Here is a 16,229-nt window from a genome sequence, read left to right as displayed (position 1 = left end):
CCATCCCGGCACACTGTGCCGGTGAACCGTGCGCAGCGACAGCAGCTCATCGAGATCGACGAACGGCTCTCCGACGACGATCTCGCCGACCGGGCCCTGGTCCACGCCATGGTGCAGGCGGAGTGGTACGGGGCGCAGATGCGCCGGACCCGTCGTCGCTATGTCATCTCCGAAGCCGGCGCCCTGTTCCTCGCCGGTGCCGCCACCGTCCTGGCCGCGCTCAGCGCGCCGCCGTGGATCACCGCGACCGTCGCCGCGCTGGTGGCCTTCCTGGCCGGCCTGCGCCGCATCGTCTCGTGGCACGACGACTGGCTCGCCGCCTCCGAGGCCCGGGCCAAGGCCACCGCCGAGATCAGCCAGTACCGCCTGCTGGCTGACGCCGAGCGCACGGCACAGCGCCGGCAGGAGTTGGTCGCCGCGATCGACGCCCTGGTTCTGACCGAAACCCGCAGCTGGGGCCGTCGTCGCCGGGAGAAGGCCCAGCCCGGACCGGCGGCCTGAGCCGGCCGCGCCCGGCCTGGCGCGCACGGCGGAAACGGCCGTCTCGAGTCGCTCGTCCGCGTAGCGTCGAAATGGTGGCCCGGGAGGTGAACGCCGAGCGCGGACTCGGGCGGCGCTCCGGGGTGGTCGTCGCGCTCGTCGTGCTGCTCGGGGCGCTCGGCACCGGGCTCGCCGCCACCACCCTGCATGTGTCGGCGCACCGGGCGGCGGAGCGGGCGTTCGCGCAGGAGCAGGACACCGTCGCCAAGGTGATCACGGCGGAGATCATTCAGTACGGGCTGGCACTGTCCGATCTGTCGGCCGCGGTGGGCGCTCAGTCGGTGCTGTGGGCCGAGGAGTTCGCCGCGATGACGGCGACCATCAACTCGCAGCGACTGCCCGGCGCAACCGAGATCAACTACTTCGTACCGGCCACCACCGCGGATGTTCCCGCACTTCAGGCCCATTGGCGTGGCCGTGGCAGCAGCGGGCTCACCCTCGACCCGGAACCGGGCGACGGCCGGCATGCCTTCGCGGTGCTCGGCCGGGCGCTGGACGGCGGCACACTCCGGCTCGGATCCGACTCCCGGGCGACCCCCGAGGTGGCGGCGGCGTTGCAGGCGGCCCGGTCGAGCGGGATGGTCGCGACCGGCCACACGTTCCGGCCCGCCGGTGGCGGCGAGCTGTCCTTCGTGATGGCCGCGCCGGTCTACGCGACCTCGCCACCCAGCCAGGCCGGCCAGTTCCGCGGCTGGATCACGATGACGTTCCGAGGCAGCGACTTCCTCGGACAGACGGTCGGGGTCATCGCCGGGGAGTCGGTGAGCGTCGAATTCGCCGACCTGGTGGACGGCACGGCGGTCCCGATCGCGACGTGGCGCCCGGCGGCCCGGCTGGACGACTCGATCCCGGCCCGCACGATGGTGCTGCCGTTCCCCAAGGACCAGTGGAGTCTGACCGTGGCCGCGACCGAACGGCTGCGGCCGGCCGCCGAGGCCTGGCTGCCGAGGATCGCCGTCGGTGTCGGCGGGCTGCTCACGCTGCTGCTGGCGGCGTTGACCGCGGCCGTGGTGACCTCGCGCGACCGGGCGTTGCGCCGGGTCGACGAGGCGACCGCCGAACTGCGGCACGACATCACCCGGCGGGAGGCGGTCGAACAGCAGTTGCGCCGCCGGGAGGAGGAGCTGGTCGCCTTCGCCGGAGTGGTCGCGCACGACCTGCGCAGCCCGCTCATGAGCGTGCTCGGTTACTCGGATCTGCTCGCCGAGGACGACGGTGAAAACCTGACCGAACGACAGATCAACTACCTTTCGCGGGTCCGCGGCAGTGCGACTCGGATGCGTGGCCTGATCGATGACCTCCTCGCGTACGCGATGGCGGAAAGCAATTCGCTGCGGACGATGGAGATCAAACTCGGCGAGGTGGTGGACAGCGTCCTGGCCGAGCGGCTCGGCAGCGCGCCGATCGAACCGGCGCCGCGAGTCGATCACGGCGAGCTGCCGATGGTTCTCGGCGATCCGACGCTGGTGCGGCAGATCCTCGACAACCTGATCGGCAACGCCCTCAAGTACACGCCGGCGGGTCGGGCCGCGGAGATCACGGTGAGCGCGACCGTGGTCGACGGCGCGGCCCGGATCGAGGTGGCCGACCACGGCATCGGCATCCCCGACGAGCAGCGGGCCACGGTGTTCGACGCGTTCACCCGGGCCGGCGGCAGCGAACGCTATCCGGGCACCGGGCTGGGCCTGGCCATCGTGCAGCGGATCGTCACCCGACACGGCGGCACGGTCGGCGTGGACGCCAACGACGGCGGCGGGAGCCGTTTCTGGTTCACCCTGCCGACTCCTCGAGGCTGACGACGAAAACCGAGCCACCGTCCCGGCCGGGCTCGTAACCGACGTCACCGCGGTTGGCCTGGGCGAGGCCCTGGACGATGTAGAGGCCGAGTCCGGTGCCGCCGACCTGGCCGGCGTCGCGGGCGGCCCGGCTGAGGCGGTCGAACAACCGGCTGCGGAATTCTTCGGGTACGCCGGGACCGTCGTCGACGACGTGCAGGCGCACCCGCCCGCTCCCCGTGGTGATGCGCACGGCGGTGGCGCCACCGGCGTACTTGTCGGCGTTGCTCAACAGGTTGGTGAGGATCTGCTGGAGCTGGCCGGGGTCGGCGAGCACCTCGGCGTCGGCGCCCTCGACCGGTACGTGCTCGTGGCCGCCGACCAGCGCCTGGCGGATCTGATCGTGGACCGACAACTGTTGCCGGTGGGCGGTGAGGACACCGGAGTCGATGGTGACCATCGCCAGGATGTCCCGGACGATCTCGTCAAGTCGTTGCGCCTGCCGGTGAATGGCTTCGATGGAGCGGGTCCGGCGAGCCGCGTCGAGGGCCGCCCAGTCGTCGACGAGCACCTCGGCGTAACCGCGGATCGACGACAGCGGGTTGCCGATCTCGTGCCCGAGCATACCGACGATGTCGTACCGGAGCTGGTGGGCGGCCTCCAGTTCGTCGTTGCGGACGGCAAGCTCCTCGGCCGCCGCGTCGCGGGCCCGTTCGGCGGTGCGCCGGTCGGAGATGTCGACGATCGCGGCCAGCACGTGCTTCGGCGTTCCGTCGGACTCGCGGACCAGCGAGATGGTGGCATCCACGTCGACCCAGCGGCCGGTGGCGTGCTGAAGCCGGCCCTCCACGTGGTAGAAGTCGGCGCGGCCGGACAGCAGCTCGGCGAGACGCTCGGCGCGGCCGGTGCCGTCCTCCGCGTCCACCAGCCCACGGTCGGCCCGGCCGACCAGCTCCGCGATGGGATGGCCGACGAGCCGGCTGAAGGCCGGGTTGACCGCCAGCATCCGGCCGTCGAGCTCGCAGATGACCTGTCCGACGGCGGAGTTGGTGAACTGGCCGCGGAAGCGCTGCTCGCTCTCGGCGAGGGCCCGCTCGGCGGTCCGCTCGGCGGTGACGTCCGCGTTGATCTCCAGAACCTGGGCGTCGGTGCTGCTGTCCGGCCGGTGCAGGGCCCACCGGCTGAGCACGATGACGGTGGAGCCGTCGGCGGTGCGGTGTTCGAGCGGACCGTCCCAGTGGCCGTCGATGAGCAGCCGATCGCGTAGCTCGTCGCGGGACGCGCCATCCGGAAAGGCGGTGCCGAGCAACTCATGGGTGATCCGCCCGAGCGCCTCCTCGGCGGACCAGCCGTACAGCTCGGTGGCACCGGCGTTCCACCAGCGGATGGTGCCGTCGAGGTCGCGCACGATGACGGCGGCCGGGATCAGCTCGAGCATCCGGGCGTGCCGGCGCAGCACGGCGAGCGACTCGGTGCGCTCGGCGAGCAGGGCGGCATTGCGGGCGGCGTCGTCGGCGTGCCGCAGGGCCGAGCTGAGGCTGTCCGCCAGCAGTGCGAGGTGCTGCTCGTCGGTGTCGTCGAAGCCGTACGCCCGGTCCGAGGTGATGGTCAGCGAGCCGATGATCCGGTTGTCGGCGTAGAGGGCGGAGGTGATCGCGGCGGCGACGCCGAGCTGGGCGCAGGCCGCCCGGTCGACCCGGTCGTCGACGCTGGTGTCCGGGCACGACGCGGTCCCGCCGGTGGCCAGCGCCAGCCCGGTGAAGGTGCCGGTCGCGCAGATGACCTGACCGGCCGCCGCCGAGAGGGTTCCGGCCGCGGCGACACAACGCAGCTGCTCGCCCTCGAGCAGGACCACCCCGCTCGCCACCGCCGCCCCGAACACCCGCAGGGACCGCTCGGCCATGACTCGCAGGGTGGCGTCGCGGTCGGCGGCCACCGCGGTGACCTCGCGCTGCAGGTCCAGTGTGGTCCGCAGGCGCTCCACCTGCCGCTTGACGACGTCGGCGGCGGCCCGCTCGGCCGTGATGTCCTGGGCCTGGACCAGCCGCCACCGGCCCTGGTTCAGGCCGGGAATCATCGACAGCGTCGCCCGCACCCACACGGTGCTGCCGTCCGGTCGCCGGACCTGCTCCTCGATGAAGTCCTCGGTGGCGGCCACCCGCCACCGTTGTTCGTCGATGAGCTCGTTCGTCGACAGACCGTCGAGCTCGGTGCCGCTCCGGCCGGTCAGGGCCTCCGCGGCCGGGTTCGCCTGCCGGATCCGGGCCTGCTCGTCGCTTATCAGCATGGCGATCGGGCTGGAGTCGAAGGCGGTGCGGAACTGCTCCTCACTGCGGGTCAGCCCGGCCTGCGCCTCGCGGGCGGCGGTCACGTCGAGAAACTGGATCACCGCGGTCTGCGGACTGCCCTCGTCCTCGATCACCGACGTGTACGCCGTGACCGTCACCGGCCGGCCGTCGGCCCGCCGGAGCACCACCTCCCGCTCGCCGCCCGGGTCGTGGCCGCTCGCCAGCCCGCCCAGCACCGCGGCGAGCTCGCCGGCCTGCTCCTCGACGATCAGGTCGGTCATCCGCAGCCCGCCGACCCGGGCCACGGGATGGCCGAAGATGTCGTGGAAGGCGGGGTTGGTGTGGATGATCCGGCCGAGGTCACCGGCCCGCAACCCGACCACGATCTTGGCCACCGGTCCGTGCTTGAAGACCGAGGCGAACCGCCGCTCACTGCGTACCAGCTGCTCCACCGCGGACAGCGTGGCTTGTTGTTCCTTGGCAAGGGCCCGCACCGCGGCCCGCGCGCGCTCCAGCAGCAGGGCGTTCTCGGCGGCCGCACCGGCGTGGCGCAGAGCCCCGCTGAGCGCCTGGGCCAGCAGCGTGAGCTGCTGCTCGTCACCATCGTCGAACGAGTGCGGTCGGCGGCCGGCGACCAGCAGCGCGCCGAGGGGCGAGCCGTCGACCTCCGACAGCGGAGCGACCACCAGGGAGCGGTTGCCGGACAGGCCGCTCAGCACCGCGTCGACGCGCGGGTCGGTCTCGGTGTCGTCGCAGCGCACGGTGCGCCCGGTCGCGAGGGCGACCCCGGGCAGCGAGCCGGCCGGCGGCATCGGCGGCAGAGTCGGCCCGGTCGACCGCCCGGACCGGGCCGCCGCGCGGAGCAGCCCCTCGGCCGGGTCGATCAGGAGGACCACACAGCTGTCGCCGGACGACAGCACCTCGAGGGTGCGGTCGGCGATCAGTTTCAGCACCGCGTCCCGGTCCCGGGCCACCGCGGAGATCTCCTGCTGTACGTCGATGGTGGTGCGCAGCCGCTCGGTCTCGGCGTCCCGGCTTTCCACCACCTCGACCATCGCGTACGCCGTACCCGAGTCCCGCAGCGCGACCACCGAACCGGACGCCCGTACCCGTGTCCCGTCCGGCCGGCGAAGGACGCACGGAGCCGGCGCCTCGACACCCAGCTGCCCCACGGCCGAGTCCTCGGCGCACAGCGTGCGCCAGGGAGCACCGACCAACTCGTCGTGCTCGCGCGCCACCAGCCGGCAGAAGGCCGCGTTGGCCTCGGCGACCACTCCGGGCACACCGGCCTCGAAGGTGACCACCACCTTCGCCACCGGGCTGCGCGCGAACGCCTCCGCCAGCAGGCTCTCCCGCTGGAGAAAGCCGACACTCATACCCATCCGATCGGCCGAGCGACCGGTTTCGTGAGCCCGTCCCCGAGCTACCTCGCGGTTGCCCGCGGAAGCACCATCAGGGCCTCGGCGACGTCGGGCCCGTCGTCGAGATGGAAGTGCGGAGTCGGATAGCCGGTCTCCGCACTCTTCGGCGTGTCGTGGAACAGCCGCAGCTCGTCGACGGTCCCCCGGAACGGCTCGATCGGCCGGCCGCCCTTGACGGGATCCCACACCCACAGCTCACTGGCCGGCTCGAGGAATTGACACTGCTCCCGGCCCCGCCCGACGAGCGGCAACCCGGGACTGTCCGGATCGTGCAGAATCTCGAACAGCCCGTCGGCGGACCGCACCAGCGACCGGTAACCACATTCCGCCAGCTGCTCCGAAACCGGTTTCGCGCTCCCTCTCGCCCCGGCCAGCAACGCAGCCGCCGGCCCACGCAGCTCCGTCCGCGCCCGGTTGGTGAGCCGCTGCTCACCGGCCGCCACGATCCCGACGTGGTTCGGATATGCCGTCGGTGCCGCCACCACGAGCCACCGCTTCCTGCCTCGCCGGCTCCACCGCGAGACCCCCGGATAGCGAACCACCGGCGCCGCCCCCACATAGAGCGCCACCGCATCGACGACCGCGCCGCCGCGCAGCAGCTCGACGCCCCCGTCCGCCCGCCGCCGCAGCACACAGATCGGATACGAGTGGTAGTCAGCCACCACCGCCCACGTGCCGTCCAGAGCCTCGACGCGCCCGTCCTCCGGACGAAACCCGTCCCCCCCGTACACCCCCGGCACATACGGATTCGGACCCACTTCCCACTCCCCCCGCACCCGCCGCTTCGCTCTGCTTGGCCGCTTCGCGTCCGCCGCTCTGCTTCCGCTCTCCGCTTCGCTTCGGCTGCTTTCCGCTCCGCTCCCGCGACGGTTCCGCTTCCCCCACCCACGCTCCGTGGGGCTTCCGGGGCTCGGCCCCGGAGCAGAAATGCGAAGAGGCCCCCTACTCCGCGTTTTCCGCGGAAAGAGGGCCCCTAGGACTCGTAGCGGGGACAGGATTTGAACCTGCGACCTCTGGGTTATGAGCCCAGCGAGCTACCGAGCTGCTCCACCCCGCGTCGGCTTCTAAAGCTTAGCGGGTCTGCTGGAGTGGTGTCGCCCGGGGTCGGCGAACCCGCTCCAGCCCTGCTTGGTCGGCCTGTCGGGTCGGCGCTCACAACACGTTCACCTGGTCGAATGTGCTGGTGTTGAGGGCGCCGCCGTTGTGCGCGGTGACGAACAGACCGATCGTGGCCGGGCCGTCCAGGGCGGCCTGGCCGATCTCGGTCCAGGTCACCCCGTCGGTCGAGCGGTAACCGGTCACTGTGCCGCCCACCCGGGTCAGCTTCAGCCAGGTGCGTACGCTGCCCGGTCCGCCGTCGAGGTCGGTGTTGAACCCGGTTTGCAGGTGGATGCCGTGTCCGGGGCTGAGGAACAGGGACACGTACGGGGTTCCGGCCGACGCCGCCTCCTTGATCATGAGGCCGGTCTTGGCCCAGTCGCTGGTGTTGCCCTGGGTGAGCGGGCGAGCGACGATCGTGCCGTCGCCGGCGAGTTCCCGATACACGTAGTGGAACTGGTCGGTGTCGTTCCAGATGTCGTGTCCGGCGCCGGCCACGGTCCAGGTGGTGCCGCTGACCGAGGCCGAGCCGAGCAGCCCCGGCGCCCCGATGTCGGCCTGGCGCCAGCCGCTGGGCAGGCCGGGTGCCGCCGCGCCCACGCTGACGTGGTCGAAGGTGGCGGTGCCGAGCGAGCCGGCGTCGTGCGAGGTGACGAACAGGCCCACTTCGACGGTCGGGGGCAGGGCGCCGAGGTCGACCGTGCCGGTGAGCGTCCAGCCGATGCCGTCGGACGACTCGTACCCGGTGATGACGTTGCCGTTGCGGCTCAGCTTGAGCCAGCGTGGGGCGGTGCTCGCGCTGCCGGCCAGGCTGGTCGTGAAGTTGGCCTGCAGTTGGGCGCCGTGGTCCGGGGTGACGAGCATCGCCGCGTACGGCGAACCGGCGGTGACCGACGCCTTGACCATGATCCCGGCTTTGGCCCATTCCTCGGTTCCCTGCTGGGAAGCGACCCGGGCGGTGACGGTGCCGTTGCCGGTGAGCGGCTGGTGGACGAAGTGGAACTGGTCGGCGTCGCCCCAGATGTCACCGCCCGCCCCGGCCACCGTGAACGTCCCGGCGATCTCGCTCGCGTTCCCGGCCCGCGCCGGCGCGCCCACGTCCTGGTGGGTCCAAGGCGCCGGCAGTGCCGGGTTCACGTCGCCGGTGACGCCGACGTTGTCGAAGACGCCGGTGGACAGCACGTTGTTGTCGTGCGAGGTGACGAACAGCCCGATGGTGGCGGTGCTCGCCAGGGCAAGCGTCGTCGACCCGATCTCCGACCAGGTGAGGCCGTCGCCGGACCGGTAGGCGGTGACCGTGTCGCCCACCCGGGTCAGCTTCATCCACGCGTTCGCCGGGGCGTACGGGAATTCGCCGTCGTCCTCGTCGAACTTGGCCTGGAAGTGCATTCCGTGTCGGGGGGTGACCGCGATCAACGCGTACGGGGCGCCGGCCGCCGCCGACTGCTTGATCATGACGCCGGCCTTGGCCCATTCGTAGGTGTCACTCTGCGCGGTCAGCCGGGCCACGATCTCGCCGGCGCCGGTGAGCGGCTGATAGACGTAGCGGAACTCGTCGGTGGCGTCCCAGATGTCGTGGCCGCCGCCCTTGACCAGGTAGACGCCGTCCTCGTAGGAGGAGAGCCCGGTGATGGTCCGGGTGCCGATGTCGTCGCTGGTCCACGGGGCCGGCGGCGGGTTGATCTGGTCGAAGGAGACCGTGTAGGTGGCGTCCACGGCGGGTGTGGTGACGACGTGGGTCTGGGCTTTCCCGTCCGACCAGCCCCGGTAGAGGTACTGCTGCCCGGCCAGGAACTGCGACGAGGCGGCACTGAGCGTACGTTCCACGCCGACCACCGCGTCCTCGGTGTACGTCGCCGTGGCCGGGATGCCGTCGACCGCGTACTGAAGTCCCTCGACGTTGGCCTTGAAGGTGAGCCGCACCAGGTTCGGTTTGACCGCCACCGACGAGGTGTGGGCGAGGCCGCCGCCGTCGGTGACGGTCAGCTTGATCTCGTACCAGGTCGTGGCGACGTTGTCGGCGATCCGCGGGATGGTGAACGAGCCCCCGGTGACGCCGGTGATCGGGCCGAGGAACGGATGCACGTGGTCGGCGTGGTGGAACACCACCGACCAGGAGTACGCGCTTGCCGGCAGGGCGCCCTGATCGGGGTCGCTGGACGTGCCGGTGTAGCTGATCGTGTCGCCCGCGTCGTAGCGCGACTCGGCGATCGGGGCGGTGATCACCCCGGTCGGTCTTCGGTTGCCGACCTGCACCTCGATCGTGGCGGTATCGGACTTCTCGCCGTCGCTCACGGTAAGCGTCGGGTGGTAGACGCCGTTGGCCGCGTACGTGTGTGCGGGGTTGCGCGAGCTGGAGGTGCCGCCGTCCCCGAAGTTCCAGCTGTAGGTCAGCGGGGTGCCGTCGAGGTCGGCCGATCCGGCTGAGGAGAACGACACCTGGAGCGGGCCGAGACCGTTGTCCGGCGAGGCGGCTGCCTTGGCGACCGGCGCCCGGTTGCCGCCCGACGGCGCGATCCGGTAGAGCGCCCCGGGATAGATGTTGAGCTGGTAGATGTCGCCGTCCGGCCCCGCCGCCAACTGCACCGGGGTGCCGGCGGCGAGGTCGAAGTCGTGCACGGCGATGACGCTCGTGTACGTCTCGTCCATCGTGAGGTATTTGACGAATCCGAGCGTGTAGTCGCCGACGAAGACGGCATGGTCGATGACCGCCACCGAGGTGATCGAACCGGCGCTGGCCGGTGGCGGGGTGTGCGGGTAGGTCCAGACCGGTTGCGCGTAACCGCAGCCGGCGCAGACTCCTTCGGCGTTCGGCCAGCCGTAGTCGGCGCCCTTCTCGATGACGTTGAGCTCTTCGAACTGCGAGCCGCCGACGTCACCACCGAGCGGCTTTCCGGCGTTCGGCCCGTCCGGGATGATGTCGAAGCGGAACGTGTTGCGCAGCCCGTACGCCCAGATCGCCGGTTCCGCCCCGGGAGTGCCGACGAACGGGTTGTCGGGCGGGATCGTACCGTCCGAATTGATCCGCAGGATCTTGCCGTGGATCGTGCCCAGGTTGGGCGCGTTGGGGTTGTAGACGTTGATGCCCAGCGACCAGTAGAGCTTGCCGTCCGGCCCGAAGCGCACCTCGCCGCCGTGGTGGAAGACGTTGGCCTGCTGGTTGCTCTTGATCAGCACGAACTCCGAGGCCGGGTCGATGGTGTGGCCGGTGACCGTGAAGCGGCTGAGCCGGTCCAGGTTCTCCACGTGCGTGTAGGCCAGGTAGATGTAGTGGTTGACGGTGAAGTTCGGGTCGAGTTCGAGGCCGAGCAGCCCGCGCTCGTCGGCGTTCGCGGTCGGCACCGTGATCATCGGCTGGTCGGACAGCTCGCCGTGGTCGTACAGCCGCACGGTGCCGTTCTTCTCGGCGATGAAGATGCTTCCGTCCGGGGCGAACCGGAACGCGGTCGGCGCGTCCAGCCCGTCGGCGACGAGCGTCTTGTCGAACTCGGCCGGTGGTGCCGCGACAGCCGGTCGCGGCACCACGAGAACGGCCAGGACGAGAAGCAGCGCGAGGCTAAGCCGGCTCATGAGAGACCAGCCCGTGCTCGGTCAGCTCCCAGAAATGTCGCTTGCTCGGCCGCAGCAGCTGGAAGACCGCCTTGTACGCGGCCACGCTCATCAGTCCCCAGTAGAGCGGTACGGTCAGCATCGCCCGCATTGCCCGGTGCAGGCCACGCTCCATGCAGCCGTTCATCAGGCAGTAGCACATCAGCACGTTGCCCAGCACCATCGTGGCCAGGCCGGCATAGAGGCTGAGCGGCGGGAAGAGCGGCTCCAGATATTTCGGCCCGGTGATCAGATAGCTGGCGAACAGTGCCCAGAAGATCGGATTGACGAGCGTGGTGAAAGTGGAGAAGCCGAGCGTCAGGTGCATCGCCACGGCCCGTTTGGTGCCGAGCTCGCGCCAGACCCGCAGCGGATGGCGGGAGTGGACCAGCCAGGTCTGGATGTAGCCCTTGATCCAGCGGCTGCGCTGCCGGACCCAGTTGCCGAGCCGACTGTTGGCCTCCTCCTCGGTGACCGAGACCATCATCCGCACGTCCCAGCCCCGCCGGGCGATGCGGATGCCCAGGTCGGCGTCCTCGGTGACGTTGAACTGGTCCCAGCCGCCGAGTTCGCGCAGCGCGTCGGTGCGGAAGTGGTTGGAGGTGCCGCCGAGCGGGATGGCCAGCCGGTGCCGGTCGAGTCCGCGCAGCGAGAGGCTGAAGTTGGTGGCGTACTCGGCCGCGAAGCACCGGGTGAGCCAGTTCGTCCACGGGTTCCAGTAGTGCAGCTCGGCCTGGACGCAGACCACCCGTTCGGGCAGCAGCCGGAAGGCCAGGACCGCCTTGCGCAACTGGTCGGCCTCGGGCCGGTCCTCGGCGTCGTAGATGACGCAGAACTCGCCGGTGGCCCGGGCCAGCCCGACGTTGCACGCCTTGGGCTTCGTCTTGGGCGGCGAATCCGGAATGATCACCACCTCGAACTGGGCCGCCAGTTCCATCGTCGTGAGCGCGGCCCGGGTCTCGGTGTCGTCCTCCTCGATCAGCAGCAGGATCTGCACCTTGTCGGCCGGGTAGTCCAGCGCCGACAGCCGGTCCACCAGGTAGGGCAGGACCGACGCCTCGCGGTAGAGCGGCACCAGGATGGAGTAGACCGCCAGGTCGGAATCGGGGATGGCGCGCAGGTCCTCGGGCTCGAACCGCAACGTCGGCGCCCCGCCCGCCCGGAAGACCATGGCCAGCTTGAAGACGATCACGACGACGTAGATCACGGTGACCGCGGCCACCGCGAGCTGGCCCCATCGCAGCAGCGACGGCCCGATCCCGAAGGCCGAGAGGGTGAGCAACGCCACGATGACCGCGCCGGCCACCGCCCCGCCGACCGACTGACCGCGGCTGAGCAGCCGCTCGGCGGTCAACTCCGAGCTCAGCGTCGTGGTGGGCTTTTCCACACCTAGCTGGGTCACCGCTACTGCTCCTTCCGGTGATAGATCATCCGATCGCCCGCGCTGTAGACCAGGTCGTACGACCTGGTGAGCTGCGGAGTTCCGTGGAGCTGCTTGAACACCAGGTCTTCCGAGCCGGGCAGCCCACGCATGTAGATCCACTCGATGCGGTGCGCGGCCGGGTCCCGCAGCGCGGGCTCCCACATCTGGTAGCTGCCCTCGTAGACGATCCGCTGGGTCGGGATCTTCGAGTCGAAGGTGACCGACTCGTTCTCGTAGGACATCATCAGCGTGAGCCCGCCGTCGTGATGCTCGCGGAGCCACCCGGACGCGGCGGCGTTCGCCGACTCCCACTGGCTGCCCCGGAACTCGACCGCCTCGTCGAGCGTGACGACGCCCGGCACGGCCAGCGCGGTGGCCAGCACCCCCGCCGCGGCGACGCCCTTGGCCGCGCGGACCAGCTCGGGCCGCCGCACGACCGACGGCACCAGGCCGATCAGATAACCGGCGAAGATCGACGCGGGCAACAGCATGATCAGCCCGAACCGGACGTTGTACAGTTCGCCGCTGATCTCCTTGACGTGCAACGGCCGCTCGCCGGCATACAACGCATAGATGAAGAAGACGCCGAAGAACAGCAGCGGATAGACCGCGACCGCCTCCGACCGCAGGCGGTAACGGGCCACGTAGGCGACCACCCCGAGCGCCCCCAGAACCAGCGTGGCCAGGCCGATGTTGTGCTCGGCCGCCAGCCAATAGGTCCGGGTGGCCACCCCCAGGTCGCCGACGGCCTTTTCCCCGCTCTTGACCCACAACGACGAATCGGCGTATTCGCCGAACTTCCAGTACAGCGGATTCCGGAAGATCACAAAGTTCCAGACACACCACCCGGCGATGCCGGCAAAGGCGATGAAGCCGAAAAAGATGAAAGAGGCTTCGGTACGGATGTAGCTCCGATGCCGCCGCAACTCCGTGTACGTCACCACGGCCAGTGCCGCCAGGCACAGCACCCAGCCCTCATAGCGCGTCAGCGTGGCCAGGAAGATCGCAAGCGAGGTAGCGATCAGATCCTTGTACCGCCCGAATCGGCACCACTCGTGCAGGTAGTAAATGGTCGCCACGATGCAGGCGAACAGCAGGCTCTCGGTCATCGCCGTCGACTGCAGATAAAGCACGTTGGCGTTGACCGCGAACAGCATCGCGGTGGCGATCCCGGCGAACCGGCTGCGCGCCAGTGACGCCCCCAGCAGGTAGAGATAGCGCACCGTGAAAACGAAGGCGATCATCGAGACGACCGCACCGGCCAGCCCGTTCTGGTAGAGCGCGTCGCTCCACACCAGAGGCAGCGCGAGCAGGTGCGGCAGAGGCAGCCACACGCCACCGAGCTGGGCGGCGCCGGCGGTCGGGCTCTCGAGCACGCGCCGCGCGATCAGCAGGTGCGAGTTGGCATCCTTGTACGCCAGCACCACGCCCTGATGCCGGAAGTAGAGATATCCGCCGACCGACAGCAGAACGGCGGCCACGGTGACCAGGGTCAGCAGCGGATCCTTGGGGCGCAACAGCCGCCGCACCCACGACTGCTTGTCCGGCGCCCACACCATCTGCCCGTAGATGCTCGCCAGGCTGGCCAGCGACCGGGCGATGACCGACAACTTGGCGCCGGTCTGCTCACCGTGCAGGCGTGGATGGTGCCGCACCGGATGCTCCACCAGCCGCGCCTCCCGGGCGGTGAGCTTGGCCAGGAGCTCCGGCGAGATCGCCGCCGCCTCCCCGGTCAACCGCACTCCCTCGAGCAGCCGCCGGTCGATCAGCTTGAACGCGCAGTCCACGTCGCGGCTCGGCACCCGCAGCACGATCCGGCACAGCCAGGTCCAGATCCACGCGTTCAACCGCCGGCGCCACGGATCCGCCCGCTGTTCGCGGTAGCCGACCACGGCGTCCGCCCGCTCACGCCGCCGCACCTCGAGAAACTCGACGAGGTCGTCGCTGCGGAACTGCCCGTCCGAGTCGGTGAGCAGCACCCAGCGCAGCTCGGTCTGCTCCAGCGCGGCCGCGATCCCGCTGCGCACGGCCGCCCCGTACCCCTGGTTGACCTCGTGGTGGACCGCGACGACCCGCCCCGGGTTGGCGGCCGCGAGCGCGTCCAGAACCGCACCGGTCCGGTCCGAGCTGCCGTCGTCGACCACCACCACCGCGTGCGGAAGCCCGGCCTGCTCGAGCGTACGCAGGAAGTCGGTCACCGTCGCCGTCAGATTGTCCTGCTCGTGGTAGGCCGGCATGACCACCGCGACACCATCGGTGTAGGTGCGCACCGCCAGCCGAACCGGAACAGCCATCGCGGTCATGCCGGAATCTCCGCTTCTGCGACCGGCACCCGGCGCACCTTGAAGATCAGGAAGTTGCAGACCAGATAGGTGAAGACCGCACCCGACCCGACCCCGAGGACCGCGGCGAGCGGTACGCCCACAGCACTGTGGACAGTGCTGAAGACCACCGTGTTGACCGCCAGTCCAAGCAGGGCAGTCGAGTTGTAGGACGCCCACCGCAGCCACGACAGCCGAGCCCCGCCACCCCAGGTGAACACCGAACTGAGCACAAAGTTGAGCTGCGCGGAAACCGCGAACCCCACCGCGTTCGCCACCGAAAGATCAATGCCAATTCGGCGCAGACCGATCATCACGGCGTACTGCACCACAAAGCAGAACCCACCGACCAGCGCGAACCGAAGAATGCGCCCCCGATGAACCCGAAATAAATCCACGTTTCCCGGCACCGCCCCGTCACCCCCTGATGAACAGTTGCGAAAATAGCTGCTCAACGAGCCCGAGACGCAATAATCGAAACTGGCAGATAAATCACCTCCCCAGATTGCCCATCCCACAATTCACGGTCAAGCACACCGTGTTACACCCCTTGGACGCACACATAGCAGACGCATTACGCCACCCGACAAACCAAGCCGCACCCGCCCTTTCCCACGGGACTTTCCCGACATCCCATCCACCCAGAAAAGACAACCCACCCGTTCCCAAAAATTGCACGTTCTCCCGATCCCCTCCGCCCGCCCACCCTCCACACCAGAACCCGCCCTCTCTCCACACCAGACCCCCACCCACCCGCCGGCCCACCCGATCCCCGCCCGCCACCAGCACGAACACCCAGACCCTCACCAGCCAACCCCCCGTCCCGCGCCCCCAGACCCCCACCAGCCACCAGCCACCAGCCCCCACAGACCGACTCCAGCCACTACCAGCAGATGCCCCGGACCCGCCGCACAAACAGACCCAGGCCAACAGCCGCCACGAGACCGCCTCACCCAACAGCCCCGAAAGACGCCCGCCCCGCCACCACCAGGGGCCAGCGCCATCTGGCCAAGCCGGACAGGCCGGGGCCGGGCAAGCCGGGCCGGGCGCGGGCAGAGCCGGCGCGAGGGCCTGGGCCGGGGCCGGGCAAGCCGGGCCGGGGCTGGGGCGTAGGCCAGGGCGTAGGCCGGGCAAATCAGTAGGACCGCGCCGGGCGACTGAGCTGGTCAGTCAGGGATCGAGCGGGGCCGGCCGGGTGCCGAGGAGAGCAGGCAGACCGAGCCGAGCCAGCCGGGCGGGGGCAGGCAGAGCGGGGCAGGCGGGGTGGGGCAGGCAGAGCGGGCGGGTCGCAGCGCGGCGAGTCGCGCTGGTCGCGGCGCGGCGGAGCAGCCCCTGCTGCCAGCCAGCAGGTAGGCATGCACGCAGGGCCCAGAACCGAAGCGAGTCAGCAGGCAGCACCCGAGCTAGCCCAAAAGACCCTCACCAGGCATGCAGTAGCAGCGTGCCGACAGGCAAAACACCCCGCAAGCCAAGCACCCAGCCCTCGCCACCCACCCACTCACTCCCGATGCGAAGCGAGCCACCCCGATGCGAAGCGAGCCACGCGCAACCATCGCACCGTGGGGGTCTGGGGGCTCGGCCCCCAGGAAGAAATGCGAAGAGGCCCCCTGCTCCGCGTTCTCCGCGGACAGAAGGCCCCTAGGACTCGTAGCGGGGACAGGATTTGAACCTGCGACCTCTGGGTTATGAGCCCAGCGAGCTACCGAGCTGCTCCACCCCGCGTCGGCTTGTTAACACTAGCGCAACCCGGAGGCCGCCTGCAAAACGGCCTCCGG

The 16,229-nt window shown here is 70.1% G+C and carries 8 protein-coding genes and 2 tRNA genes; 2 read left to right on the top strand and 8 right to left on the bottom strand.

Annotated elements, in window-relative coordinates; genetic code table 11:
- Positions 1-21: 21 nt before the first annotated feature.
- Both Afe05nite_RS03090 and Afe05nite_RS03085 read left to right on the top strand, forming a co-directional pair.
- Entirely contained in the window at positions 22-501 is a 480-nt protein-coding gene (locus Afe05nite_RS03090) for an SLATT domain-containing protein (RefSeq protein ID WP_203815401.1), read from the top strand.
- Positions 502-575: 74 nt separating this feature from the next.
- Positions 576-2,336, top strand: a complete 1,761-nt coding sequence (locus Afe05nite_RS03085; protein WP_203815400.1) for a sensor histidine kinase — start codon at positions 576-578, stop codon at positions 2,334-2,336.
- Here Afe05nite_RS03085 and Afe05nite_RS03080 read toward each other — a convergent pair.
- From Afe05nite_RS03080 to Afe05nite_RS03045, 8 genes are all read right to left on the bottom strand, one after another.
- Positions 2,311-5,979: a PAS domain S-box protein gene (locus tag Afe05nite_RS03080; RefSeq protein ID WP_203815399.1), complete on the bottom strand. Its 3,669-nt coding sequence runs from the start codon at positions 5,977-5,979 to the stop codon at positions 2,311-2,313. The genes Afe05nite_RS03085 and Afe05nite_RS03080 overlap by 26 nt on opposite strands.
- A 47-nt stretch (positions 5,980-6,026) precedes the next feature.
- On the bottom strand, positions 6,027-6,782 hold the full coding sequence (locus tag Afe05nite_RS03075; protein ID WP_203815398.1) for a hypothetical protein: 756 nt from the start codon (positions 6,780-6,782) through the stop codon (positions 6,027-6,029).
- Between the two features lie 225 nt (positions 6,783-7,007).
- Positions 7,008-7,081: transfer RNA gene (locus Afe05nite_RS03070), tRNA-Met, on the bottom strand.
- A 95-nt stretch (positions 7,082-7,176) separates the two neighbouring features.
- A complete protein-coding gene (locus Afe05nite_RS03065; RefSeq protein ID WP_203815397.1) occupies positions 7,177-10,692 on the bottom strand; it encodes a PQQ-dependent sugar dehydrogenase in 3,516 nt (1,171 codons plus the stop codon).
- On the bottom strand, positions 10,679-12,112 hold the full coding sequence (locus Afe05nite_RS03060) for a glycosyltransferase (RefSeq protein WP_239117508.1): 1,434 nt from the start codon (positions 12,110-12,112) through the stop codon (positions 10,679-10,681). The genes Afe05nite_RS03065 and Afe05nite_RS03060 overlap by 14 nt, the downstream gene beginning before the upstream one ends.
- Before the next feature lie 2 nt (positions 12,113-12,114).
- On the bottom strand, positions 12,115-14,436 hold the full coding sequence (locus Afe05nite_RS03055) for a glycosyltransferase (RefSeq protein ID WP_203815396.1): 2,322 nt from the start codon (positions 14,434-14,436) through the stop codon (positions 12,115-12,117).
- Entirely contained in the window at positions 14,433-14,909 is a 477-nt protein-coding gene (locus tag Afe05nite_RS03050) for a GtrA family protein (RefSeq protein ID WP_203815395.1), read from the bottom strand. Before Afe05nite_RS03050 ends, Afe05nite_RS03055 begins: the two co-directional genes overlap by 4 nt.
- Positions 14,910-16,102: 1,193 nt before the next feature.
- A tRNA-Met gene (locus Afe05nite_RS03045) sits at positions 16,103-16,176 on the bottom strand.
- Positions 16,177-16,229: the final 53 nt, after the last annotated feature.

Origin of the sequence: Paractinoplanes ferrugineus (assembly GCF_016862195.1) — a bacterium.
GTDB classification, from domain to species: Bacteria; Actinomycetota; Actinomycetes; order Mycobacteriales; family Micromonosporaceae; genus Actinoplanes; species Actinoplanes ferrugineus.
The sequence above is the reverse complement of the archived record's forward strand: the minus strand, read 5'-3'. Positions and strand labels throughout refer to the sequence as shown.